General features: G+C 64.6%; 23 protein-coding genes. 5 read left to right on the forward strand and 18 right to left on the reverse strand.

Annotated elements, in window-relative coordinates:
• Positions 1 to 162: 162 nt before the first annotated feature.
• The 7 genes from AC13D8_RS03190 to AC13D8_RS03220 form a co-directional block, all read right to left on the reverse strand.
• Entirely contained in the window at positions 163 to 732 is a 570-nt protein-coding gene (locus tag AC13D8_RS03190) for a thermonuclease family protein (protein WP_482967586.1), read from the reverse strand.
• 426 nt (positions 733 to 1158) lie between these two features.
• On the reverse strand, positions 1159 to 1632 hold the full coding sequence (locus tag AC13D8_RS03195; RefSeq protein WP_129434996.1) for an Hsp20 family protein: 474 nt from the start codon (positions 1630 to 1632) through the stop codon (positions 1159 to 1161).
• Between the two features lie 143 nt (positions 1633 to 1775).
• A complete protein-coding gene (locus tag AC13D8_RS03200; protein ID WP_482967587.1) occupies positions 1776 to 2597 on the reverse strand; it encodes a trypsin-like serine peptidase in 822 nt (273 codons plus the stop codon).
• Positions 2594 to 3391 carry a trypsin-like serine peptidase gene (locus AC13D8_RS03205; RefSeq protein ID WP_482967588.1) on the reverse strand — a complete coding sequence of 266 codons (798 nt, stop codon included), beginning with the start codon at positions 3389 to 3391 and terminating at the stop codon, positions 2594 to 2596. Before AC13D8_RS03205 ends, AC13D8_RS03200 begins: the two co-directional genes overlap by 4 nt.
• A 52-nt stretch (positions 3392 to 3443) precedes the next feature.
• On the reverse strand, positions 3444 to 4778 hold the full coding sequence (glcF, locus tag AC13D8_RS03210) for a glycolate oxidase subunit GlcF (RefSeq protein WP_482967589.1): 1335 nt from the start codon (positions 4776 to 4778) through the stop codon (positions 3444 to 3446).
• A gap of 12 nt (positions 4779 to 4790) precedes the next feature.
• Positions 4791 to 5918 carry a glycolate oxidase subunit GlcE gene (glcE, locus tag AC13D8_RS03215; RefSeq protein WP_482967590.1) on the reverse strand — a complete coding sequence of 376 codons (1128 nt, stop codon included), beginning with the start codon at positions 5916 to 5918 and terminating at the stop codon, positions 4791 to 4793.
• A 60-nt stretch (positions 5919 to 5978) separates the two neighbouring features.
• On the reverse strand, positions 5979 to 7412 hold the full coding sequence (locus AC13D8_RS03220) for an FAD-linked oxidase C-terminal domain-containing protein (protein WP_482967591.1): 1434 nt from the start codon (positions 7410 to 7412) through the stop codon (positions 5979 to 5981).
• 119 nt (positions 7413 to 7531) lie between these two features.
• On the opposite strand from AC13D8_RS03220, the gene AC13D8_RS03225 reads away from it, so the two are divergent.
• The 3 genes from AC13D8_RS03225 to AC13D8_RS03235 are packed head-to-tail and all read left to right on the forward strand — an operon-like array spanning position 7532 to position 9078.
• Entirely contained in the window at positions 7532 to 7942 is a 411-nt protein-coding gene (locus AC13D8_RS03225) for a CopD family protein (protein WP_482967592.1), read from the forward strand.
• A gap of 5 nt (positions 7943 to 7947) precedes the next feature.
• Complete coding sequence (locus AC13D8_RS03230) at positions 7948 to 8673, forward strand: DUF599 domain-containing protein (protein ID WP_482967593.1); 726 nt, start codon at positions 7948 to 7950, stop codon at positions 8671 to 8673.
• A 36-nt stretch (positions 8674 to 8709) separates the two neighbouring features.
• Entirely contained in the window at positions 8710 to 9078 is a 369-nt protein-coding gene (locus tag AC13D8_RS03235) for a hypothetical protein (protein ID WP_482967594.1), read from the forward strand.
• Between the two features lie 19 nt (positions 9079 to 9097).
• Here the strand turns inward: AC13D8_RS03235 and AC13D8_RS03240 are convergent, their stop codons facing one another.
• Both AC13D8_RS03240 and AC13D8_RS03245 read right to left on the reverse strand, forming a co-directional pair.
• Positions 9098 to 10339, reverse strand: a complete 1242-nt coding sequence (locus AC13D8_RS03240) for an META domain-containing protein (RefSeq protein ID WP_482967595.1) — start codon at positions 10337 to 10339, stop codon at positions 9098 to 9100.
• 73 nt (positions 10340 to 10412) lie between these two features.
• On the reverse strand, positions 10413 to 11885 hold the full coding sequence (locus AC13D8_RS03245) for an NAD-dependent succinate-semialdehyde dehydrogenase (protein WP_482967596.1): 1473 nt from the start codon (positions 11883 to 11885) through the stop codon (positions 10413 to 10415).
• 87 nt (positions 11886 to 11972) lie between these two features.
• Here AC13D8_RS03245 and AC13D8_RS03250 point away from each other — a divergent pair, with 87 nt between their 5' ends.
• Together AC13D8_RS03250 and AC13D8_RS03255 are read left to right on the forward strand one after the other, a co-directional pair.
• Positions 11973 to 12758, forward strand: a complete 786-nt coding sequence (locus tag AC13D8_RS03250) for an alpha/beta hydrolase (RefSeq protein WP_482967597.1) — start codon at positions 11973 to 11975, stop codon at positions 12756 to 12758.
• Between the two features lie 88 nt (positions 12759 to 12846).
• The gene (locus AC13D8_RS03255; protein ID WP_482967598.1) at positions 12847 to 14133 is read left to right on the forward strand and encodes a DUF2793 domain-containing protein; all 1287 of its coding nucleotides are present in this window, start codon (positions 12847 to 12849) and stop codon (positions 14131 to 14133) included.
• On the opposite strand, the gene AC13D8_RS03260 is transcribed toward AC13D8_RS03255, so the two are convergent.
• The 9 genes from AC13D8_RS03260 to AC13D8_RS03300 all read right to left on the reverse strand — a co-directional run bounded on the left by AC13D8_RS03260 (position 14134) and on the right by AC13D8_RS03300 (position 24595).
• Positions 14134 to 15582 carry a mannose-1-phosphate guanylyltransferase/mannose-6-phosphate isomerase gene (locus tag AC13D8_RS03260; protein WP_482967599.1) on the reverse strand — a complete coding sequence of 483 codons (1449 nt, stop codon included), beginning with the start codon at positions 15580 to 15582 and terminating at the stop codon, positions 14134 to 14136.
• Between the two features lie 23 nt (positions 15583 to 15605).
• Entirely contained in the window at positions 15606 to 16574 is a 969-nt protein-coding gene (fcl, locus tag AC13D8_RS03265; protein WP_129434968.1) for a GDP-L-fucose synthase, read from the reverse strand.
• A gap of 5 nt (positions 16575 to 16579) precedes the next feature.
• The gene (gmd, locus tag AC13D8_RS03270; RefSeq protein ID WP_482967600.1) at positions 16580 to 17701 is read right to left on the reverse strand and encodes a GDP-mannose 4,6-dehydratase; all 1122 of its coding nucleotides are present in this window, start codon (positions 17699 to 17701) and stop codon (positions 16580 to 16582) included.
• Between the two features lie 9 nt (positions 17702 to 17710).
• Positions 17711 to 18484: a glycosyltransferase family 2 protein gene (locus tag AC13D8_RS03275; protein WP_482967601.1), complete on the reverse strand. Its 774-nt coding sequence runs from the start codon at positions 18482 to 18484 to the stop codon at positions 17711 to 17713.
• 140 nt (positions 18485 to 18624) lie between these two features.
• Positions 18625 to 19797 (reverse strand): glycosyltransferase family 4 protein, encoded by a 1173-nt coding sequence (locus tag AC13D8_RS03280; RefSeq protein WP_482967602.1) that lies wholly within the window; start codon positions 19795 to 19797, stop codon positions 18625 to 18627.
• Positions 19798 to 20922, reverse strand: coding sequence for a hypothetical protein (locus AC13D8_RS03285; protein ID WP_482967603.1), 1125 nt, complete (start codon positions 20920 to 20922; stop codon positions 19798 to 19800).
• A 203-nt stretch (positions 20923 to 21125) separates the two neighbouring features.
• Positions 21126 to 22349 (reverse strand): lipopolysaccharide biosynthesis protein, encoded by a 1224-nt coding sequence (locus AC13D8_RS03290; RefSeq protein WP_482967604.1) that lies wholly within the window; start codon positions 22347 to 22349, stop codon positions 21126 to 21128.
• 95 nt (positions 22350 to 22444) lie between these two features.
• The gene (locus AC13D8_RS03295; protein ID WP_482967605.1) at positions 22445 to 23563 is read right to left on the reverse strand and encodes a glycosyltransferase; all 1119 of its coding nucleotides are present in this window, start codon (positions 23561 to 23563) and stop codon (positions 22445 to 22447) included.
• Positions 23564 to 24595, reverse strand: coding sequence for an SDR family NAD(P)-dependent oxidoreductase (locus AC13D8_RS03300; RefSeq protein WP_482967606.1), 1032 nt, complete (start codon positions 24593 to 24595; stop codon positions 23564 to 23566). It abuts the gene before it with no gap.
• Between the last annotated feature and the right edge of the window lie 2 nt (positions 24596 to 24597).

The raw sequence follows: 24597 nt of genomic DNA on the forward strand, positions 1-24597 counted from the left end.
GACACGCTCTAACTCCTTGATTCGCATGTTCAAGGAGCTCAAAACCGGTTCCCACTTTTGAGCAACATGCTCTAAAAGCCACCCCCGGGTGGCTTTCTGCATTCAGGACCCCCGAATGAAGGCAACGAAAAGCCGGGTGAATAGCCTGGCTCCGGCGCAACACTAACGCCAGCGACGGCACAGACCTTCACCGATCATCACACTTGCAATGTCCTGCCCACTCGCCAGCCGACAGCTGCCAATCCAGCGATCATAGCTGCGTTCCCCGGTCAGGCTGCAGGTGACGCGCTCGCTAGATACCAGCGCCTTCATCCGCCGTGTCGCAATGTGTCCTGCGATGGTGCCGGACTCGCCGCAGTCCAAAGTGGCAATGCGGATTGGACGTCCGTCAACTTCGATTGTGTCACCGTCCCTGACGTAGGTCACGTGTCCGTAGGAAGCGCCGCCATTGCCCGGGCTACGTCGGCTGATGGCGAGGCCGCCACGTCTGTGCATCGCATCCCCACCGTGCAGTGCCCGCGGCCGCATGGAGGTCGGTGCGCCTTCGAAAGGGGCGCCGACGTTAGATACCCACCAGCTTTGTTCCAGAGCGGTGTGCTTTAGATAGTTGCCCAAAGCCACCACTGCGGCAAACAGGCTTAAGATCAGCAGGCGGGTGGGTAGGAAGCGGCGGACGCGTCGCCGCTTTCTAAAGGGAGTGACGGTTCCCCTGTCTTTGAGCCTTGATGCCATGAGCCGACATTAATCAAGAATCTGGCCAATTTTTGACCGGCGTCGAAGATGCCCGGCGGCTTCGATCCGTGGACGCACCATGCCCGTCAGCAAAAAGATTGCGATTCCGATAGGAGAGGGTAGTCGAGCGCAGCCCGGCTGAGTTGGGAAAACGTGACACATGATCCGAAAGTCGCCGGTTCCAATCCGTTTCCCGCAACCAAGGACATGGAAAACATCAAGACCTCACCAGAATAAGGCGCGCGGAACGCGGATCAGATCTGGTTCCATCTCAATGGCATCCGGGAGAATGGTGCGGCAAGACGCATGTTCAGCCTGGTTTCAGCCGGTTGCGCAACGGGCTCGGTATTCCGAGCCCGAGCAGACTGGCAACGAAAAGGCCCGGCGAGGCATCCCTTGCCGGGCCATCAGTGCGAGGCGCAGGCTTCAGTTCACCTTCTCGGCGTCGATCACGTCCTGTTCGCGGGCCGTGTCGGCGCTTGCGATGGCGATGCGCCGCGGCTTGAGCGCCTCGGGCACCTCGCGCACCAGATCGACATGCAGCATGCCGTCGGCGTGGCTCGCACCGGTGACGCGCACGTGATCGGCAAGCTGGAAGCGCCGCTCGAACGCGCGCGTGGCAATGCCGCGATGCAGGTAGGTGCGTTCGCTCTCGTCATCCTCGCTCTTGCGGGCCGAGACCACGAGCGCCCCGTCTTTGACCTCGACCGTCAGGTCGTCGGCCGAAAACCCCGCGACGGCGATCGAGATGCGATAGGCGTCGTCGTCGGTCTTCTCGATGTTGTAGGGCGGATAGCTCGGCTGGCTCATGTCGCTCGCCATTACGCGATCCAGAAGATCGGCAATCTGGTCGAAACCGACAGTGGCCCGGTAGAGCGGTGCAAGATCGAAATTGCGCATGGGTCATCCTCCTTTGAGCGATACCAATGTTGGCGGCCTTCCCCTTGGAGACAGGCCAGTTGCGCCCCGGCCCGTCATCCGGCCCCGGGGCATCATGGATTTGGGAAACGCCCGCGCGCCTGTCAAGAGGGGAGCGGTGCGGCTCAGGGTCGGGCGAAACGCGCGCCGGTACCGCGCCGGCCCTCGCCCGCCTGTACCCGCTTGAAGCCGGGATTGGCGGTCGCCATTCCGGCGGTGGCGGCGCGCAGGTCGCGCTTGAGACCGGTGACGAGATCGGGCAGGTCCATGCCATAGGACAGGCGTTTGCCCTCGACGCGGCTGCCGCCGCTCACCAGCGACAGGATACGCGGGCGGCCGCCATGTGGGGCCAAGACCGGCGCGCCGGAGGAGCCGAAGATCACGTCGCAGTCTAAGGCCATGATTCCCTCGGCGCGCCACAGCATGTTGCACCGGCGTTGCCATGACGGGGCGCTGTCGCGGTCGCGCCCGTAGGAGACGACGCTAATCTGCGCGCCGTCGCGGGGCCGGTCATGGATGGCGAAAGGGGCGGCCACGGCACTGTTGATCGGGGTCGCGAGCCGCAGGAGGGCGGCGTCGTTGCGGATGTTGGCGGCGCTCATGCCGCCGCGCGGATCGTAGCCTTCTGCAGCCACGTAGCCCATCACCCCGGACTCGGCGATCGCCTTGCCGTCGCGCAGCCCGGCGCGGAACCGGATCGTATCGGCGGCCACGGGTCGCCCGGAGCGGCCAAAGACGCAATGCGCCGCCGTCAGCACCTGATCGGGCGCGATGAGCACCCCGGTGCAATAGCCCTCGCGCCCGATATCGACCCGGCCTATGGCCTCCCAGCCAAAGAGGTCGTCGCGGTCGGTGAGGCGGGTGAGCCCGCTCGACTGTGCCGCCGCCCCGCCCGCCCACAGGCAGAGCGCCGCCAAAAGTGCAAGTATTCGTCGCGGACTGCTCATGGCCGCTCGAATTTTGCGCCGGTGTCGCGCCGGGTGCCGGAGGTGAAGGTCTTGGGGGCGGCATCCTGAAACACCCCCTGTCCGGCCTCGAGCGCCGTGCGCAACGTGTCGAGCGGCGCCAGGAGCTGCGTGCCCAGCGACACCTTGCGGCCCTCGACCTCGGCCATCGCCGAGACCACCGAGACGATCCGTGCGCGCCCGCCCTCGAAGCTGAAGACCGGCGCGCCGGAGGCACCGAAATCCACATCGCAGGACATGATGAGCACGCCCTGCTGCCGCGCCATCACGTTGCACTCTTGCTGAAGCGACGGGGCCTCGGCGCGGCCCTTGGCGTAGCTCACCACGCCGATGCGCTGTCCCTTGCGGGGGCGGCGATCGGTCTCGAACGGGGTGACGCGGGTGTTGCGGATCGGGTGATGAAGCTCGAGCAGCGCCACGTCGTTGCGCACGCGGTCCGCAGTCACGTCCGCGTCAAAGCGATAGTCGGGATGCAGCACCGCACGGCGCACCGTGCGATAGGCGGCCGCGCGCCCGTTGCGCCAGCCGGCCTTGAACTCGATTCGTGCAGGGTCGATCCGTTTGCCTGTGGCGCGATCATGCAGGCAATGCGCCGCCGTCAGCACCAGATCGGGGGCCACCAACGCACCGGTGCAGAAGCCGCGCCCGGCCAGTTCGAGCCGCCCGACCGCCTCCCACGCGCGGGCGGCGTCGCCCGCGTCGAGCCGCTCGAGGCGGCTGTCCTGCGCGGCGAGCGGCGTGGCGAGCAGGGCGAGTAGTGCGAGGCTGCGCAGCATGATGTCTCCGGCGGTTCAGTCCGGTATCGGTTAACAGCCGTTTCGGGCCAGATTATGACCGGCTTGCGCGCAGGATCGGCACGCCTGCCATACCGTTTTCCGCCTGCGCCAGCGCGGGCGGCTGCGGCCCGCCGGTGGCCCAGTCCAGCAGTTCCACCGTGTGCACCACCGGAATGCCGGTGCCCGAGCCGATCTGCATCATGCAGCCGATATTACCCGCGGCGATGACGTCCGGGCGCTTGGCCTCGAGCGTGCGGACCTTGCGGTCCTTGAGCTGCTTGGAAATCTCCGGCTGCATCAGGTTGTAGGTGCCCGCCGAGCCGCAGCACAGGTGGCTGTCGGCGGGTTCCACCACCTTGAACCCGGCGCGCTTCAGCAAGTCCTTGGGGAAGGTCTTGATCTGTTGGCCGTGTTGCAGCGAACAGGCGGCGTGATAGGCGATTGTAAGGCCCTTTTCCTCGCCCTCTGGAAGGTCTAGCTGCATCAGCAATTCGCTCACGTCCACTGCGATCTCGCTCACCCGCGCGGCATCGTCGGCCAATGCTTCGTGGCGGAACATGTGGCCGTAATCCTTGACGGTGGTGCCGCAGCCCGAGGTGTTGATGACGATGGCGTCCAGCCCCTCGCCATTCATCTCGCGCGCCCAGGCTCGGATGTTCTTCGCGGCCGTCGCGTGGCTCTCTTCGGTCTTGCCCATGTGATGCGTCAGTGCCCCGCAACAGCCCGCCCCCTCGGCCACCACCACCTCGCAGCCCAGCCGGGTGAGCAGCCGGATGGTGGCGTCGTTGATATCGGTGTTGAGCGCGCGCTGCGCGCAGCCCGTCATCAGCGCCACGCGCTTCTTGCGTGCGCCTTGCGCGGGGAAGGTTTGCGGATCGTCGTTGCGGCTGACGGGCGGCACCTGTTTGGGTGCCATCTCCAGCATCGCGCGCAGCCGCGCATCGGGCATCAGCCGGGCAAAGGGCCGCCCGATCCTGGCCCCGAGAAGCGCCACGCGAAACCGCATCGGATAGGGGAGGATGCGCGCCAGGATCCAGCGCAGCATCCGGTCGCCCAGGGGGCGCTGATAGCGCGCCTCGATATATTCGCGCGCCTGATCGACCAGGTGCATGTAATGCACGCCCGAGGGGCAAGTCGTCATGCAGGCGAGGCACGACAGGCAGCGGTCGATATGCCTGACCGTCTTCTCATCGGGCACGCGGTCGTTCTCGAGCATGTCCTTGATGAGGTAGATGCGACCGCGCGGGCTGTCGAGTTCGTCCCCCAGCACCTGATAGGTCGGGCAGGTCGCGGTGCAGAACCCGCAATGCACGCAGGAGCGCAGGATCTCGTTGGCGCGGGCGATTTTCGGGTCGGCCAGTTGCTCGGGCGTGAACTCGGTCTTCATTCCGTCGCTCTCCTACGCCTCGGCCATCAGGCCGGGATTGAGGATGCCGCGCGGATCGAAACGCCGCCGCAGCCCGGTCTGAAGCGCGGCCACCGGCGCGGGCAGCGGCGGAAACGCGTCCGTCCCCGCACCGCGCACCCGTGTTGCATGGCCGCCGCGCTTCGCCACGGCCTGCCGTATCGCCGTCTTGCCCGTGTCTTCGGGCACCAGCAGCCAGACGAGCCCGCCGCCCCAGTCATAGAGCGCCTCGGCACCCGGCAGGGCGGCGACGATCCCCGGCGCGTCGGTGGGCTTGACCGAGAGCCGCCAGACGTCTCCCGCGCGCCCGTGGAACGGCGCGACGTCGCGGATATGCCGCCAGCCGGCGGCGGTGCGGTCCGGGTCGGTCTCGAGCGTGAAGGTGCCGGAATCGCCCAGCAGCTTTTGCATCTCCCTAGCCCGATAGGCAACCGAGTCCGCGAACCCTTCGAGCCGGATCATCGTCATCGGCGCGCCATCAAGACCGTGTTGCAGATGCGCGGCACCGCTCGCCTCGTAGGGCGAGCCCAGAGCGCGACACAGCACCTGAATGGCGGTGGCGTCGTCCAGCCCCTCGCAGAGCAGCACACCGGTGGCGCGGGGACGCGGGAGCACCTTGAGCGCCACCTCGGTCAGCACGCCCAATGTGCCGTAGCTGCCCGCCATCAGCTTGACCATGTCGTAGCCGGTCACGTTCTTCATCACCCGGCCGCCATTGCGGACGATGCGCCCCTGCCCGTCAACGAACCGCACCCCCAGCAGGAAATCGCGGCAGGCCCCGGCCTGAACGCGGCGCGGTCCGCTGACATTGGCGGCCACCACGCCGCCGATGGTGGGCGTGCCCTCGGTGCCCAGCAACCCGCGATGGTCCATCGGCTCGAAGGCGAGCCGCTGCCCCTCGGCCTCGAGCGTGGCCTCGATCTCGGCAAGCGGTGTGCCCGTCCGCACCACGAGGGTGAGCGCGCCGGGTTCGTAAAGCTCGATCCCTGTCATCGCCGATGTCGAGAGCCGCGCACCGTTCGATGCGCCGCCGATGGGCCGCGTGCCGCCGCCCTCGACGCGCAGCGGGCCATCGGCCTCCTTGATGATCGTGGCAAGCTCTGCCTCTGTCTCGGGTGTCATGCGGTTTCTTCTTGGTAAAATACTCTGGTGGTCCGGGGGAACCCCTCGGCCTGCGAAGGGTCAGGCGGCGCGCCGCGTGCCCGAGACGTCGAGTGGAAACACCTTGGCCGGGTTCAAGAGCCATTTCGGGTCGAACACGTCCTTTACGTCCATTTGCGCGGAAAGGTCGTCGGCCCCGTACTGATGCGCCATCAGGTCGCGCTTCTCGATCCCCACGCCATGCTCGCCGGTGAGGCAGCCGCCGACTTCGACGCAGAGCTTGAGGATTTCCGCCCCGAAGGCCTCGCAGGTTTCCAGGTCTCCTGGCTTGTTGGCATCGTACAGGATCAGCGGGTGCATGTTGCCGTCGCCTGCGTGGAACACATTGGCCACGTCGAGGCCGAACTCTTGGCTCATCTCGCCAATCCGGCCCAGTACGTGGGGCAGGGCGCTCACCGGGATGGTGCCGTCGAGGCACATGTAATCGCCAAGTTGCCCCATCGCGCCGAAGGCGGATTTGCGCCCCTTCCAGATCGCCGCGCTCTCTTCGGCCGAACGGCTCTGGCGCAATTCCACCGGGTCGTGGCGGCGGGCGATGTCCTCAATCAGCGCGAGCTGCTCGTCGATTTCGGGGTCCGAGCCTTCGACCTCCACGATCAAAAGCGCTTCGCAATCGGGGTATCCGGCATGGGCGAAATCCTCTGTCGCGCGGATGCAGGGGCGGTCCATGAACTCGATCGCCACGGGCAGCACGCCCGCCTTGATGATGTCGCTCACGCAGGCGCCCGCGACCTCGCTCGAATCGAAACCGATCAGCACCGGGCGCGCGCCCTCAGGCTTGCGCAGGATGCGCAGCGTGGCCTCGGTTACCACGCCAAGCTGACCCTCCGAGCCGCAGACGAGACCCAGCAGATCATAGCCGCCGGCGTCGAGATGTGCGCCGCCGAGTTCCACCACCGTGCCGTCCATCAGCACCATGGTCACGCCCATAAGGTTGTTGGTGGTCACCCCGTATTTGAGGCAATGCGCGCCGCCTGAATTCATCGCGATATTGCCCGCGATGGCGCAGGCAAGCTGTGAGGACGGGTCGGGCGCGTAGAAAAACCCCTCTTCCTCCACCGCGCCGGTGACGCTGAGATTGGTGCGCCCGGTCTGTACCCGGATGAAGCGATTGTCGTAATCGGTTTCCAGAACCTCGTTCATCCGCGCCACGCCGACGATAACACTGTCGGCGGTGGGCAGCGCGCCGCCGGCAAGCGAGGTGCCCGCACCGCGCGGCACCACCGGCACGCCCATTTCGTGGCAGATGGCCAGTGCGTCGGAGACCTCTCGCGTCGAGGCAGGCAGGAGCACGGCGAGAGGCGGACATTTATAGGCGGTCAGCGCGTCGCATTCATAGGCGCGTGTTTCCACCGGATCCTCGATCACGGCATCGCGCGGCAGAACCTTGCGCAGGCGCGCCACCAGTTCCGCCTTGCGGGCGAGAATGTCGGGGTTCGGCTCGGGCATTTGCATGGGGTGCTCCTAAAATTGGTAAAACTATATAACCAATTTGGCCTGTCCGCGAGTCCTTTTTTGCCGCGGGCCGCGCGGCAGACCTTGCGCAGGCACACCACCTCGGGCAGTCATCGCACATGGAGTGGGTCAAGATCATCCATATTCTTTGTGTCATGGGGTGGATGACCTCCATCTTTGCCGTGCCGCGCGCGCTCATCTACTGGCGCCGCGAGTGGGACCGGCTGGGCGAATTCGGGCCGCTGGGCGATCTGACCATCCGGCTCTACCGGTTCTCGCTGGGTCTTGGCGTGATCGCCATCGCCACGGGCCTCTATCTCGCGCACTGGCTGGGCTGGCCGGGCTGGACGCATCTCAAGCTGGCGCTGGTACTGGCGCTGGCGGCGCATTACGGCTGGACCGGGCGGCTGGTGCTGCGCGCGCGTAACGGCACGTTTACCGAGAGCGACCGCTTCCTGCGTATCTTCAACGAAGTCAGCGTCTTGGGCGCAATCGCGGTTCTCTGGGCCGTGGTCGTGCGACCGTTTTGAGCGCCATGACGGATATCCTCAACGACGCGCTCGGGCATTTCGCGCCGCTCGATCTTGCCGCCTTCCTGATGCTCGTAATTGCATGGTCGGGGGTGACGCTGCTGATCGAGCACCCGCCACGCCGGCTTCCCTCGACCTCGAACCTCATGGCACAGTATCGCCGCGAATGGATGGTGCAATTCGTCGCCCGAGACCCGCGCATCTTCGATTCGCAGATCATCGGGCAGCTGCGTCAGGGCACCTCGTTCTTTGCCTCGGCGACGCTCATCGCCATCGGTGGCACGCTGGCGCTGCTGGGCGAGGTGGAGCGGCTGATCGGGTTGGCCGACGACCTGTTGACCGGTACGGCGCCAGTGATCGTGTGGGAGGTCAAGATCCTCGTGATCGTCGCCTTTCTCGCCAACGCCTTTCTCAAGTTCGTCTGGGCAAATCGACTGTTCGGCTATTGCGCCGTGATGATGGCGGCGGTGCCGAACGATCCCGCCGACCCGGCGGCGCAGCCGCGCGCGCAGAAGGCGGCCGAGATCAACATTACCGCCGCGCGGGGCTTCAACCGCGGGTTGCGCGCGCTCTATTTCGCGCTGGCTGCGGCGGCGTGGCTGTTCGGGGCGGTGGCGCTGCTGCTCGCGGTGGCGGTCACGCTCATGGTGCTGTTGCGGCGCGAATTCGCCTCGCACTCGCGCGCTGTGCTGATGCGCCCCGAGGGCGATGGGAAAGACACACGGACGTGAGTGCATTCGCGGCACGGACCGCGTATGATGCCGCGTATGAGACAGATCGCGTTCCCCCTCGCCGCGGCGGTGGCCGTTTCCGTTGCCGTCCCCGCGCTCGCGCACGAGCCTGATATCCTCGAGGCGGTGGCCATCAAGTCGGGCATGTCGTGGCGCGTGGATGTCACGCTGGAGCATCCCGATACCGGCTGGGATCACTATGCCGACGGCTGGGAAGTGCTTGATGCCGATGGCAAGCGGATCGGTTACCGGCTGCTGCATCATCCGCACGTGAACGAGCAGCCGTTCACTCGCTCGCTCACCAATCTCGATCTGCCCGACGGCACGCGTAGGATCCATATCCGCGCGCATTGCTCGGTCGATGGATGGGGCGATAAAACCTTTCGAGTCGATATCGACCCGTAATATGGGCGCGCACTCTTGTTCAGGGTCGCGCGGCATCGATCAGGACGGTCTGGCGATCCTCGGCCAAGAGCCGCAGCCGTCCGCGTATGTCCACATCGAACGCCATGACCTGTTCAAGTGCGTCAAGCATCCGCCGTTCCTGTTCCATCAGCGGCTCGGGGCAGGCCATCATGGTGCTGGCCATCGGCCCGAAATGCAGACCCTCGCCCGACAGGCTGAACCCACCGGCGATGCGGTTGCAGCCACCGCTGCCCGCCACGCGCCCGGCATCGAGAAAGTTCAGAGACAGGCGGTCCGGCTCGATCAGTGCGGCATCGCCGAGGGCGGTAATCTGCCACGCGCCGCCGGTAAGCAGATCGGCAGGATCGCCACCGCAGCCGCGCAGTTCCCGGTCGCCGAGCGCAAGGTACGCGGTATCGGGATAGGGCATGCCGGTGGCGTCGTCGTGACACAGATGCTCTTCGACGCGCAGGCGGGCATCGGCCCCGGACAGGTCGAATTCATACCCGCCGGGCATGGCACGCGCCTCGGGGCGGGGTGTCTCTCGCGTGATTTCGCCGTAGTCAGCCACGATCTCGGCGGTTTGTCCGTCAAGCGAGACGTACCAGCCCGGTTCGTTTCCGCGCACGCGGTACGGGCGTTCGGCGGGCGGCCGCACCTTGTCGCACTCGGGCAGGTCGCGACCGTTGAGCCGGACCATTGCCGCGTCACCCTTGCTCCAGAAGCTCGTGCCGGGCTCGTCCACGGCGTCATAGCGCCCCCCCGAGGCCGTCTCGACCTGAACCAAGGGAATGTCGCGGCCCTCGGCGCGCAGCGCCACCTCGTCGCCCAGCATGCCCATCGACACACTTACGTCACCGCAGATGAAATCCGTGGCGAAGGAGAGAGGACTCACGGGATTGAGGAACAACTCGCCCAGCGCCACCGGCTCCGCGCCCGCGGCGAAGGGCACGCCCTTGATGATCCACCTCGGCGCGCCGTTCACCTCGATCAGCGCCCGCACCGTCCCCGAGAGCCCAAGCGGCACTTCGACAGTGAAGCGGCGCGGCATTTCTAGCCCGTCGCCCGCAAACTCGGTCTCGCCCAGCGTTACGCCAAACCGGCCCTCAGCGCGCACCATCGCCCGCGCGCCGGGTGGCAGGGCGATCTTTTGCTGGTACGTGAGCGCGCCGGTCACGACGCGTGATTCCGCCGCCTCTTCCGCAGACGACGCGGCCACGCAGATCGTCAGGCCAAGGGCTAGGGAAAGGAACCGAATCATGACCGCTTCTTTCGAGATGACGCCACGCGCACAGCGTAGCGTCACTCCGGGTCCGGCCAAAGCGACGATTTTTCTACACGCTCATACAGACATATTTCATTTCGAGGAATTCATCGATGCCGTGGTGGCTGCCTTCGCGGCCCAGGCCCGACTGCTTGACCCCGCCGAACGGGGCTACCTCGGTCGAGATGATGCCGGTATTGACGCCAACGATCCCGTATTCCAGTGCCTCTGCCACCTTGGTGACGCGGCCCAGATCCTTGGCGTAGAAATACGAGGCGAGGCCAAATATCGTGTCATTGGCCATGGCGATCACGTCATCCTCGTCCTCGAAGCGGAAGAGTGGCGCGAGGGGGCCGAAGGTCTCGTCGGTGGCAATCAGCATGTCCTGCGTCACATCCGCGAGGATCGTGGGCGGCAGGAAATGACCCGGCCCCTGCGCGGGCGTGCCGCCACCCATCACCACCTTTGCGCCCTTGGCGGTGGCGTCTGCGACGTGCTCCTGCACTTTCTCGATGGCGTCGGCATTGATGAGCGGTCCCAGCGTCGTGCCGTCCTCGAACCCGTCGCCCATCTTGAGCTTTTCCACCGCCGCCTGGAGCTTGGCGGCGAACGCGTCGTAGACGCCCGATTGCACGTAGATGCGGTTGGCGCAGACGCAGGTCTGGCCGTTGTTGCGGAACTTGCACAGGATCGCGCCCTCGACCGCCGCATCGAGATCGGCATCGTCGAAGACGATGAAGGGCGCGTTGCCGCCCAGCTCCATCGAGCATTTCATCACCTGGTCGGCGGCCTGCCGCAGCAGGATGCGCCCCACCTCCGTGCTGCCGGTGAACGTGAGCTTGCGCACGCCCGGGTTCTCGCAGAACTCCTTGCCTACGTCGCTCGCACTTGACGACGGCACGATGTTGAACACGCCCGCCGGGATGCCTGCGCGCTCGGCCAGAACGCCCATCGCCGTGGCCGAAAGCGGCGTTTCCGTCGCGGGCCGCCCGATAAAGGCACAGCCGGCGGCAAGCGCGGGGGCGGCCTTGCGGGTGATCATCGCGTTGGGGAAATTCCACGGCGTGATCGAGGCGGCGACGCCGATAGGTTGCTTGATGACGGTGATGCGCTTGTCGCGCTGGTGGCCGGGTATGGTCTCGCCATAGATGCGCTTGGCCTCTTCGCCAAAGAACTCGATGAACGAGGCGCCATAGGCGATCTCGCCCTTGGCCTCGGCCAGCGGCTTGCCCTGCTCGGCGGTCAGGATCACGCCGAGATCGTGCTGGTTCTCCATCATCAGGTCAAAGAACTTGCGCAGTACCGCCGCGCGTTCCTTGCCGGTCCATTTGGCCCATTCCTTCTGCGCCGCCTCGGCGGTGGCGATGGCATGGGCCACTTGTGCGCGGCTCAGATCGGCGACGTTGGCGATCACGTCGCCACGGGCAGGGTTGGTGACCTGAAATGTGCCGTTGTCGCCATCCACCCACTGCCCCCCGATATAGGCCTTCTCCGCCAGCAGGGCGGGATCGTTCAGCATGGATTTCAGGTCGGTCGTGGTCATGGCGCGGTCCTCTTGCGATGTCGAATGCTCTCGCAAAGCCAAAGCAGCTTGGGCTAGGAATGTCTAGGGCCAGAGAGGGGCAAAGGGATGAGCGAACTGGACAACGCCTATGCGAACGTGCCGAACATCCCGGGCGGCGCGCAGTATCCCGCGCGCTGGACCGTGGCGGCAGAGGCGTTTCGCGTGCGGCATGCGGGGCAGGCGGAACTTGGCTTGCCTTATGGCAAGAGCGAGCGGCAGGCGCTCGACCTCTTCCACCCCGTGGGCACGGCGCGGGGGCTGTGTGTCTTTGTGCATGGCGGCTACTGGTTGCGCTTCGACCGCTCGTTCTGGTCGCATCTCGCGGCTGGGCCGCTTGCGCGCGGCTGGGCGGTGGCGATGCCGTCCTACGATCTCTGCCCCGAGGTGCGCATCGCCGACATCACCCGCCAGATCGCGCAGGCGGTGACGATGGCAGCAGACCGCGTGGCAGGGCCGATTGCGCTTGCCGGGCATTCGGCGGGCGGGCATCTCGTGGCGCGCATGGCGGTGCCCGGCGTGCTGCCAGCCGAGGTGGCGGCGCGGCTCCGTCACGTCGCACCAATCTCGCCGGTCTCGGACCTGCGCCCCCTCTTGCGCACCTCGATGAACGAACAGCTCCGGCTCGATGAGCCCGCGGCAGAGGCCGAGAGCCCGGTGGTCATGCGCCCCCTTCCGGTGCCGGTCTCGGTCTGGGTCGGTGGCGATGAATTGCCCGCCTTCCTCGACCAGGCGCGCTGGCTGTCCGAGGCGTGGGGCGCGCCGCTTGAGGTCGCGAGAGGCAAGCACCATTTCGACGTGATCGAAGCGCTGGGCGATCCGGCAAGCGCGATGGTGGCGCGGCTCTCGGGCTGAGCAGCGCGCGCGGCGTTCACGGACTGGCAAGATATCGCTCCAAGATTGGGCGCGTCCCGAGAGATGCCCCAAAACCCGGAGTGCCCCAATGCCAGATACCTCACCGCGCCTGTCGCTGCCCTTCATCCTGCCCTCGCAGGCGCAGAAACACGTCACCCATAACGAGGCGCTGACCCGGCTCGATATCGCGGTGCAACTGGCGGTCGAAGGAATCGGCGCGGCCACGCCCCCGGCCCTGCCCGGGGCCGGGCAGGTCTGGGCGCTCGGGCCTTCGCCTTCCGGGGTTTGGGCCGGGCAGGCGGGGATGCTCGCCGCCTTCGTCAACGAAAGCTGGCTGTTCGTCGCGCCGGGCGAGGGGTGGCTTGCCATCGACAAGAGCGACGGGCGGCTCTTTCGCCATGCGGGCGCCGAGTGGGTGCCGCTGTCTTCGCCGGGTCTGGAGAACCTTGACGGGGTGGGCATCAATGCCGGCTTTGACACCACCAACCGGTTCACCGTCTCGGCACCCGCCACGCTTCTCAACCACGAGGGGGCGGGGCATCAACTCAAGATCAACAAGGCCAGCGCTGCCGACACCGCAAGCCTCTTGTTCCAGACGGGATTTGGCGGGCGCGCCGAGATGGGGACCAGCGGCAACGACGATTTTGCCATCAAGGTGAGCGCGGACGGGGCGGCCTGGGTGACGGCGCTGAGCCTTGACGCCGCCACCGGCCTCGCCACCGGCGCGGCGGTGCAGGCGGACGCGGGCGACGCGGTGCCGGGGCGACTTCTGACCACTGGTGCCTTTGGCTGGGGGCAGGACGGGGCAGGGGCGGTGCCGGTGATGGCCGATCTCGACGACCCGGCGCAGCCCGCAGGCAGCTTTGCCGTGGATGGCACCACCCTCGGCCCGCGCCCCGCGGGGGCGACAGCAGGGCTGTGCCTGTCGATGCGGCTCGGTGCGGACGACCTCGCGCAGATATTCATCGGCGCCGATGGCGCGGCGCTGGCGTTTCGCACCCGTTCGGGCGGGGCGTGGGGTGCGTGGCAGGCGGTGCATGGTGCGCACAACGTCAACCGCAGCACCGGACCAGATGGCGAGGCGCTGCGCTATCCTGACGGCACGCAGATCTGTCGCCACACGCTCACCCTTGATGCCCCCGACACCGCGCACGGCGCGCTCTTTGCCGGGGCGGCGGAAACGGCATGGAGCTATCCCGCCCCCTTCGCGCCGGGCACGCGGCCCACGGTTTCGGCCAGTGCCACCACCGCATCCGGTGTCTGGATCGCCACGCGGGCGGGGGACGAGACGGCGGGGCATTTGCGCGCGATGGCGGCGCTAAGCCAGCCGGGCGCGCCAGAGGTCACTGTGACGGCGATCGGGCGCTGGGCCTGATTACCCCTTGGCCCCTTGCCCGCGGGCATAGACATCCTCGTATCGGATGATGTCGTCCTCGCCCAGGTAAGTGCCGGTCTGCACCTCGATCAGCACCATCGGCACCTTGCCGGGGTTTTCCATCCGGTGGACCGCGCCCAGCGGGATGTAGACCGACTGGTTCTCGCTCACGAGCGTTACCGTGTCGTCGATGGTTACGCGGGCGGTGCCCTCGACGACGATCCAGTGCTCGGACCGGTGGTGATGGCTTTGCAAGCTAAGCGCCGCACCGGGATTGACATGGATGCGCTTGACCTGGAACCGTCCGCCCACGGAAAGGCTCTCGAACCACCCCCAGGGGCGGTAGTCGCGCGGCAGGGTCTCGGCCTGCTTGGCCCCTTGCGCCTTCAACGCGGCGACGGCCTGTTTCACGTCCTGCGCACGGTCCTTGTGGGCCACCAGCACCGCGTCGGGCATGGCCACGGCGATCACGTCGCTCAGGCCGATACCCACCAGTGCCTGCTGTTCATCCTCGGCGCGCAACAGCGTATCGGTGCAGTCGATGGCGGTGGCCGGGCCCGAGGTCACCACGCCGCCCGCGTCCGGCCCGCTCTCGCGCCACACGGCGTCCCAGCCGCCGAGGTCCGACCACGCGCCGCCAAAGGGGACAACGGTAAGGTTCTCGGCCTTCTCCATCACCGCGTAATCCACGGAGATGTCATCGCATTCCGACCAGGGTGCAGGCGCGAGCCGCAGGAAATGCAGGTCGCGTTCGGCCTCATCGAAGGCGCGCGTCACGGCGGCGAGCAGCCCGGGTTGATGGCTCTCGAAGGCAGACAGGATCGTGCCGGTGGCAAACAGGAAGATGCCCGCGTTCCACAGGTGCATCCCGCCCGATAGCAGCGCCTCGGCGGTTGCCGCGTCGGGTTTCTCGGCAAAGCCCTTGAGCGGCTGCGGCACCGGGGCAAAGCCGTTTTTTGGCGCTTCGCTCAGTGCGAGCCACCCATAGCCCGTCTCTGCCCTGTCGGGGCGGATACCGAATGTCACGATCTGTCCCGCCTCGGCCGATGGGACCGCCGCCATGACAGAGGCGCGAAACGCCTCCGCGTCCGGGATCACGTGATCCGAGGGTGCGACCAGCATCAGTGCGCCCGGCGCGCGCGCATGCAGCTCCAGTGCCGCGGCCAGAATCGCGGGGGCGGTGTTGCGTCCCTCGGGCTCGATCAGCGTGGCGGCGGCGGCGACCTCGACGGCGGCCAACTGCTCGGTCACGACAAAGCGGTAATCCGACCCGGTGACGATCGCGGGTGCGGCAAAGCCGGGGCCCGACAGACGCCGCGCCGAGGCCTGAAACAGGCTTTCCTCGCCCGTGAGCCGGGTGAACTGCTTCGGATAGCTCTTGCGCGACAGCGGCCAGAGCCGCGTGCCCGATCCGCCGCAGAGCAGAAGCGGGTGAATATCCTGTGTCATCCTTGCGTCCTCCCTGCCGCGTCTCAGCCGCGAAACCTGTCGAGGTTTTCCAGAAACCACCGATACGTGTCCGCGACGCCCTGTTCCAGCCCGATCCTTGCGCGCCAGCCCATATCCGCCAACCGGCTCACATCCATCAGCTTGCGCATGGTGCCGTCGGGTTTCGTGGGGTCGGTGGTGATCCGCCCGTCGAAGCACGTCACACGCGCCACCATCTTCGCGAGGTCGAGGATGGCAATATCCTCGCCGGTGCCCACGTTGATGTGGCTCAGCATCGGCTGCGTGTTGGCGTCATAGCGGTCCCTGTCGAGGTCCAGCACGAAGAGCGATGCCTCTGCCATGTCATCGACGTGCAGGAATTCGCGCCGTGGCCGCCCGGTGCCCCAGATCGTGACCTCCTCGCGGCCCGCCTCCGCCGCCTCGTGAAAGCGACGGATGAGGGCGGGCAGGACGTGGGAATTCTCGGGGTGGAAATTGTCGCCGGGGCCGTAAAGGTTGGTTGGCATGACCGAGCGGTAATCGGTGCCATGCTGCCGGTTGTAGCTCTCGCAAAGCTTGATGCCCGCGATCTTGGCGATGGCGTAGGGCTCGTTGGTGGGCTCCAGCGGGCCGGTGAGCAGCGCATCCTCGCGCATCGGCTGCGGAGCCTCGCGCGGGTAGATGCAGGACGACCCAAGCTGCAACAGCCGACGCACACCTGCCGCGTATGCCTGATGGATCACGTTGCATTCGATCATCAGGTTTTCGTAGATGAAATCGGCGGGGTAGGTGTTGTTGGCATGGATGCCACCCACCTTCGCGGCGGCGAGGATCACCACGTCGGGGCGCTGATCGGCCATGAACGCCGCGACCTGCGCCTGATCGGTCAGGTCAAGCTCGGCATGGGTGGCGGTGATCAGGTTGATCTCCTCCCCCGCCGCGCGCCGCGCCTCCAGCCGCCGCAGTATCGCGCCGCCCACCATGCCCCTGTGCCCTGCCACGTAGACGCGCATCGCGATCACCCGTTCTCGAAACTGACCGGCATGTCCATGCCGTGTTCCCTGAGCAGCGCGTGCCGCCGTGCGGTGCGCAGGTCCTCTTCAACCATTTCGGCGCACATTTCGCGCGCCGTGATCTCGGGTACCCAGCCGAGTCTTTCCTTGGCCTTTGTGGGATCGCCCAGCAACGTCTCCACCTCGGCGGGACGGAAATAGCGCGGGTCTATGCGCAGGATCACGTCCCCGGGCTTGACCGCCGGGGCCTTGTCACCCGCGATGTCCGTGACGGTGGCGATCTCGTCCACCCCCTCGCCCGAGAAGCTGAGTGAAATGCCCAGCTCCTCCGCAGTCCAGCGGATGAACTCGCGCACCGAATACTGCTTGCCGGTGGCGATCACGAAATCCTCGGGCGCGTCCTGTTGCAGCATCATCCACTGCATCCGCACGTAATCTTGTGCATGGCCCCAGTCGCGCAGCGCGTCGATATTGCCCATGTAGAGACAGTCCTCCAGTCCCTGCGCAATATTGGCCATGCCGCGCGTGATTTTGCGGGTAACGAAGGTCTCGCCGCGGCGCGGGCTCTCGTGGTTGAACAGGATGCCGTTGCAGGCATACATCCCGTAAGCCTCGCGATAGTTGACGCAGATCCAGTAGGCGTAGAGCTTGGCCACGGCGTAGGGCGAGCGCGGGTGGAACGGTGTCGTCTCGCGCTGCGGGGTCTCCTGCACAAGCCCGTAAAGCTCGGATGTCGAGGCCTGGTAGAAACGCGTCGTCTTCTCCATGCCGAGGAAGCGGATCGCCTCGAGCAGGCGCAGCGTGCCGATGGCGTCCACGTCGGCGGTGTATTCCGGCGACTCGAAGCTCACCGCCACGTGGCTTTGCGCCCCGAGGTTATAGACCTCGTCGGGCTGCACCTCGCTCAGGATGCGGGTGAGGTTGGAGCTGTCGGTGAGATCGCCGTAATGCAGCCTCAGCCGTTGATGGTTGGAATGCGGATCCTGGTAGATGTGGTCGATCCGCGCGGTGTTGAACAGCGAGGCGCGGCGCTTGATGCCGTGCACCTCGTAGCCCTTTTCCAGCAGAAACTCTGCCAGATACGATCCGTCCTGTCCGGTGATGCCGGTGATGAGTGCCTTTTTCATGGGATTATCTTACCTTGCCTGAACATCTTTGCCACGGTCGCGCCGCATGAATTGTGATACCTTGCCGACGTTCTTGGCCGCCAGTACCCCTATACCCCCGATCCCGTGCCGACGGATGGCGCACAGGTCCTCGCGGCTCTTGCGAAGGATGCGGCCCAGCGAACGATTGCTCTCGCCGCCGACGCGCATCCGCACCAGGACGTCCGGTATGTAAGCCAATTCCAGTTCGGCCCTGACCAGCCAGCGCAGGATGGCTTCGTAATCGGCAGCGATACGAAATCCGGTGTCATAGGCATCGTGCTTGTCGAAGACCTCACGACGCAGAAACAAGGTCGGATGCGGTGGCATCCACCCCTTCCTCAACAGGACCGGTCGGTAGGCACCCGAACGCCAATAGCGGATCACGCGATCGGGATTGGTGCGGGCGACATATTCCAGATCGCCGTACACACCATCCATGCCGCCACTGTCGAAGATACTTGCCACCCGCGACAGCACGTCGTGCCGCGCAAAAAGGTCGTCCGTGTGCAACACCCCGACGACAGAGCCATCCGCCCGCGCGATCCCCTTGTTCAGGGCGTCATAGATGCCCTCGTCGCGTTCGCTGAACACTCTGATCGCCGGGCTGTCAAAGCCTTTGGCGATGGCGCAGGTATCGTCATTCGAGGCGCCGTCGATGACGACAAGTTCCTTGTCGGAATGGTCCTGCGCGAGGAAAGACCCGATGGCCCGGCCGATGGTGGCCTGCGAGTTGTAAGCGGCCATGATGATGGAGATTTTCACGTCCGCCCCTTTCCTGTTTCACTGCGTCGTTTGAATCAGCACATACCGCCCCGGAGCGAGCACGTCCATGTCCGTGCGGTCGAAACAGGCGGTCGTGCGGTCGATATCATCCTCAACGTAACGAACATCCGCCCGAGCCCTCACGATCCCGTTCCATCCGTTGCCGATGCGCCATTCTCCCTAACACGCTGATAAATCCCAAGCGTCAGCCCGGCAATCTCCTGCGGTTGGAATGCCATTGCCGTCTCGCGCCCATCCGCGCCCATCCGGGCCCGCCGGTCCGGGTCGTCGAGCAGCCGCGCGATGCGGTCGGCCATCGCCGCATCGTCGCCCACGGGCACGATGAACCCGGCCTCGCCATCGCGGACATGGCGGGCCACGTCGCCGACATCGGTGCTGACCACGGGGCGCGCCATTGCCATCGCCTCCCAAAGCGCCATACCCCAGCTTTCGGATAGCGAAGGGCAGACATAGACATCGGCGCGTGCCAGGAATGGCCGCACATCCGAGCGGCCGCCGACGAAATGGATGCTGTCGAGGCCAAGGTTCCGGGCCAGCGCCATCAGCCTGCGGTGATACGCGCGCTGGCGATCGAAGATCGGGCCGACGATCACCGCCTGGACCCCATGCCCGAGGCTGCGCAATCGCGCCGCGGCACGGATAAATGTCTCAAACCCCTTGATCGGGTTGACGTTGCCGACCGTAACCATGACCGGACCGTCACCGAACCGGGCAATCGCTTGCTCATCTCCGGGGCAGGGTGCGTCGGGGTGAAATTCATGAACGTCAACCGGTGGCGGAACAAAGGCAAATGGCCTGTCCGCGCCCACGTATCGGCCATAATACGCCCTGACCCTTCGGGATGTGTAGATGAATCCCCCCGCCCAGGGAGCGACCCTCCGGAACAGCGCGTGCACCCAGCCGGGCATCAAGCTGTCATTGAGGTGCCAGACCGAGGGGATGCCAGCCAGCCGCGCCGCGATCACCGCCTTCACCTGCCAGCTACCGCCCGACGCGTGCACGAGATCGACCCTCTCGCGGCGGAAAAGCTGCACGAGGCGCCACACCTCCCAAGGCGAGAACAGGGCATAAGCCAGCGCCGCGCGCCATTCCCTGGTGATCCGGGTGAGCGGGAGGACACGATAAGGCACACCATGACGCGCGCACATCTCGCGAAACGGGGTGGAATTGGCCCGTGGCATGACGATCAGCGTCTCGGCCCGGTCATTGAGCGCCGCCGCCACCCGCACCATTCGCACCTGCGGCCCACCAAGTTTGCCTTCCTCAATGACGTTGGCGATGCGCAGATTCATTCAACGAACGCCTGACATAAACCGGAACCTCGTTGAAAAACGTATGGCCTCATACACAAGTATTGCCGGATAAAGTGCGAGCATCGCTGTGCTCAGGTCTCCCCGAAAAAACATCGGTGTCATTCCGGTGAACAAGACGCCATACATGAAGCGACGGTTCCGGAACGATGCCAACTCGAATGCAGGATTTAGGTTCTTGGCGAGAATTCCAAAAAGCATGCTAAATAAGAAAAGCCCGACGAATCCAAAATCAGCATAGGAATTGAAGAATGAATTCAAACCTACATTATTGTAAACATATCCAGATCTCTCTGCCGTATAAATACCGATGGATTCAGCCTTCCCAGGCCAAATGGCGCGCGGCACAATGATGAAAAGATGTGAGAATAGGTAATTTCCTTGGGAAAAACTGTCCAGCTTCAGTGCGTCCAGGAATATAGAGTAGGAAGAAAACTCAAGTGACTGAAGGCTCTGGAATGCTCTTGTCAGGTCGACCTTTTGAATGCCAGAGCGCATGGCTGACGTGATCCCAAGCAGCGTTATTGCATACGCCGGTGCAAATGCAAGTAACCATGCAAGAACACTCAGTCTTGAGGACTTTATCGAGTACGTGAGGATGACCACGAAAAGGCCGAACAGAGAAAGAAAGCGACTCGTATTCACAGGGTTTGACACGATCAGGAGGCACGATGCGAGGAGGATAAAAATTGCAACTCTTGTATTCTTCTTCAGCCCGTTGTCTGCTTCCAATATGAAGTAGGCAACAAGAAATGCAGGTAGAATCTTTGCAATATTCCTCAGCAGAATGACGTAATTTTGCGCCTCTCCTGTTTCCTGTTCCACCCTTGGTAACATGATTGTCTCGAACCCAACGAAAGCCATTAGAGCCACAAGCAGCGCCAAGATGAAGGCAACGCCCACGAGGGAAAATCCAAGCTCTGGAGTCCCTTTGTGTGACAGGGATATCCTCTTGAACTGAAATCCAGCAAGAATGCCCATGAAATGCGTCATGACGAACAACAATGCCATCGGTCCGAAATCCGGCACGTCCCCGCGCCATGTATAATACCCAACACCTATTCTATCCTGAAGAAACGGCACAACGATCCAGTAGAGCAGGATCATGGAAAAGTAGACAATAAGCGGAAGGATATAACGCGAATAACTTGCGTATAGTCCCATTGAGAGTGCACCAAAGAAGATCAAGTGCGGGATTGTAAGGCCACCAAATGGCCACAGCCCAATAATGCACAGGATTACAACAACCCAGTAGGTACGCAGGAGTCTGAGACGTGGCACACTCGGTGACCTGTCAATTCTCAAGCGGCTCACTTGATGCCTCCCGAACCAGGAGGTTCAATTGGCCCGGCCAAAAGGGTTGCCCCCCCGATCAGCCCCAGCCGCGTCATAATGATCGCCGCATAAGCCAGGGCGAACCCGAACGCGCCATGGGTCAGTGACAAGCCCGGGACAAGCACGGCTGCCACTGCCAGCGTGGCGAGATTGGCCCACATCGACACACGTTCGCGCCCGGTCATGTGCAGTATCATCGCCAGCGGCCCCAAGAGCGCGGCTGCGAACTGTGCGAGCGCCATGATCCGCAAATACCCGGTTGCCGTGCCGAACTCTGCCCCCAGCAGCGCCAGCGCGCGTTCGGGCCAGATCAGGAGTGGCAGCAGCACGCAGGCCGCGATCCCGGCGCTGACAAGCATTGCCTGAAAGGTCAGCCGACGTAGTGTGTTCGCGTCTCCGCCACGTGACAGCCGCACGATCCCGGGCGCGATCATCGGGTTGATGACAAGCGTGCAAAAACTGACCAAAAGCGCCAGCCTCTCGGCGCCCCGCAACAGGCCGATTTCGATCTCGTTCAGGAATGGAGCAGCCAGCAGGAACGACCCCGACTGAAGAAGGAAACCGGCCAGGGCAATCAGCGTGAACGGAACCTGACCGCGGCTCAATTCCTCTCTCAGGCGCGCCTCGGGAAAGAGCATCTCGCGGTTCACGGGATGATTTGCCCGCGTGATCGCACCCGCTATCAATGCCAGGAGTAGCATCGACAGCAGGAAACCGGACATCACGCCCGTTGACGTCAGGTTGCTGCCCCGAACAAGCGATGGCATGAGCAGCAGCACTGTCAGACACGAAATCCCGCCGAGCTCGAACAGCGGGGCGAGCCATGGACGCGCACTGCCGCGCGCGTATGCCGCGAACAATGCGAGAGAAGTGACCAGGAACAGCATGACGGGGAGGGCGTGAACGGCCCCGGGAAACGGTGCCCCCAGGATCCCGCTCGACAGGATCGCAGAGCCAGTCAGGCCAAGCACAATGCTGGACAGGACGATCCGGCGAACAGCCAGCAGAAGCAGGGAAATGGACGCGCGCGCTCCTTTTTCATGAACTGCCCACGCCACCGACCGCGTCAGCAGGCTGCCCTGACCGCGCCGCGCGATCATGCCCAGCACTCCGAGCAGGCTGAGCATGATGGTGAACATGCCCAGCCGTTCCGGTCCGCCGGTGCGCGCGATGACGACGGCAAGCAGCAGACCGCCCACGGCCGCGAGAACCTGTGTCGCACCGGTTGCGCAAAACCGGGCCAGCCCTCCGAATTGGCTGTCATCGCGATGTGATTTGGAACAAGACGAGGCTTTCATTCGCGCCCCCTCCAGCCGGTCGAAATGTCCGCGACGAGGTCTTCGGAAACGTGCTCGGGATAGTAGGCAGAGACACTATCGAGAGCGGTGGCCCCCATCTTTTCCAGGTCGAGGTCACCGCGCATCACCCTGAGGAGAATAGCCTTCAAAGGCTCACTCTGACCCGGGGGCAACAAGAAACCGTTCTCGCCAGGTCGGACAATATCCCTGCCTGCCATGACTCCGTCTGTTGTAATCACCGGCAAGCCGGCAGCCATCGCTTCGGGAACGACCATGCCCCAGCCGTCATGCATGGATGGGAGCACGAATAGGTCCGCTCCGGCATAGATTTCAGATTGCTTCTCGGGCCCGGCGTATCCGTGGAACGTGATCCTGCCGCGCAAGTTCTCCTTGACGCCATTTTCCAGTTCCGGCCGCATCGCACCATCGCCGATGATGTCCAGGCGCCAGTCGGGGTAGTCATCGGCAAGGTCGGAAAAAACCCGGACAAGCTGGTCGATCTTCTTTGATGGCACGAGACGTGCCGTTGTCACGATGACCTTGTTGTCATGCGTGGTTTCCGGCGACTGGTAGACCGAGAAATCCTTGGTATACGGCAGGCTTCGCAACAGCCTTTCCGGCACCCCGTGCTCGGCATAGCTTTTGACGCCAGCCTGGCCAACGGCGTAAACACGGCGCGACCTCGAGATCGCAGAAATGACCGCGCGCTTTACCAGGAACCGTATCGGGTGTGACTTCGGGGATTTCTTTATGCGCTCTCCCCAGAATGCCCAATCCGCGCCTGGCCGCAGGAAAGACATTGCCAGGATCAACAGGAAATTCGTCGGGTTGCTGTAGCCTTGTATGATGATCCTGGCCCGACGTTCCTTGAATAGCAGCCGAAGCAACAGCCCTGGACAGAATGCCGTATTAACCCGAGACGGGAATGGACTCAGGTTGCGACTTTCCAGAATGTCGTGATCCGTTGGAAATGAGGGATCCTGCCATTTCGCATTTCGCCTGGAGAGATAGGCGACCGAAACCTCTGTATCGTGACGACGATGCAGCGCGTTGTAGAGCTCAACGGTATTCGGACTCGGAGAGTTGGCAACAAAAATCAGGCGCATCTCACTCATTCACCCCAACACCCCCTTCTCGGCGAAATAACCGGCCAACGCTTCGCGGCTCAGTGCCGCCTCATGAGCCGAGTTGTAGGGCCGGTCGGTCCGCGGGGCGCCGCGCAGATGGGCGTAGCCGGGGGCGGTGGCATCGGCAAAGGCCGAGAGCGACACAAAGAAATCGCCATATTCCCAGGTTCGGCGCACCTCTTCGTCGTTCATCAGCTCTTCGTACATCTTCTCGCCGGGCTTGGGGCCGATCTCGGTGATCTCGACGCCGCCTTCGGGGGCGAGCGTGTCGCGCATGACATGGGCGATGTCCTCGATCCGGGCGACCGGCATCTTGGTGACCATCACCTCGCCGCCGCAGGCCAGCCAGACCGAGTCGAGCACCAGCCGCACGGCCTCTTCCAGCGTCATGATAAAGCGTGTCATGTCGCGATGGGTCAGCGTGATCGGCCCGCCCGCCGCGATCTGGCGGCGAAACAGCGGCACCACCGACCCGCGCGATCCCAGCACGTTGCCGAACCGCGTCGAGGCAAGGACCGTGCCCGCGTTGCGCGCGCGGATGTGGTGCCCGTTGGCCGTGGTCTCGGCCGCCGCGGTCATCAGCCGCTCGCCCATCAGCTTGGAGGTGCCCATCACGTTGGTGGGGTTCACCGCCTTGTCGGACGAGGTGAAGATCACGCGCTCGACACCGTTCTTCTGCGCTGCGTCGATGACGTTCTGCGTGCCCTGGATGTTGGTGGCGATCGCTTGTGCGGGGCTGTCCTCGCATAGTCCCACATGCTTGAGCGCGGCGGCGTGCAGCACGATATCTACGCCGCGCATCCGCAGCTTCAGCGCCTCGCGGTCGCGTATGTCGGCGAGGTGGCCCGAAACCTTGCCGGTCGCGCGGTAGTGCTCGATCTGGAAGAAGAGTTCGGTCTCGTTGTTGTCGATGCACACGATATGGGCGGCGGCGCTTGGCGCAAGCTGGCGAACGAGCTCGGCGCCGACGGTGCCGCAGGCGCCGGTGACGAGGACCGTCTTGTCCCTGAATCTGTCCATGC

It is taken from the genome of Roseovarius sp. B-10 (assembly GCF_056859295.1).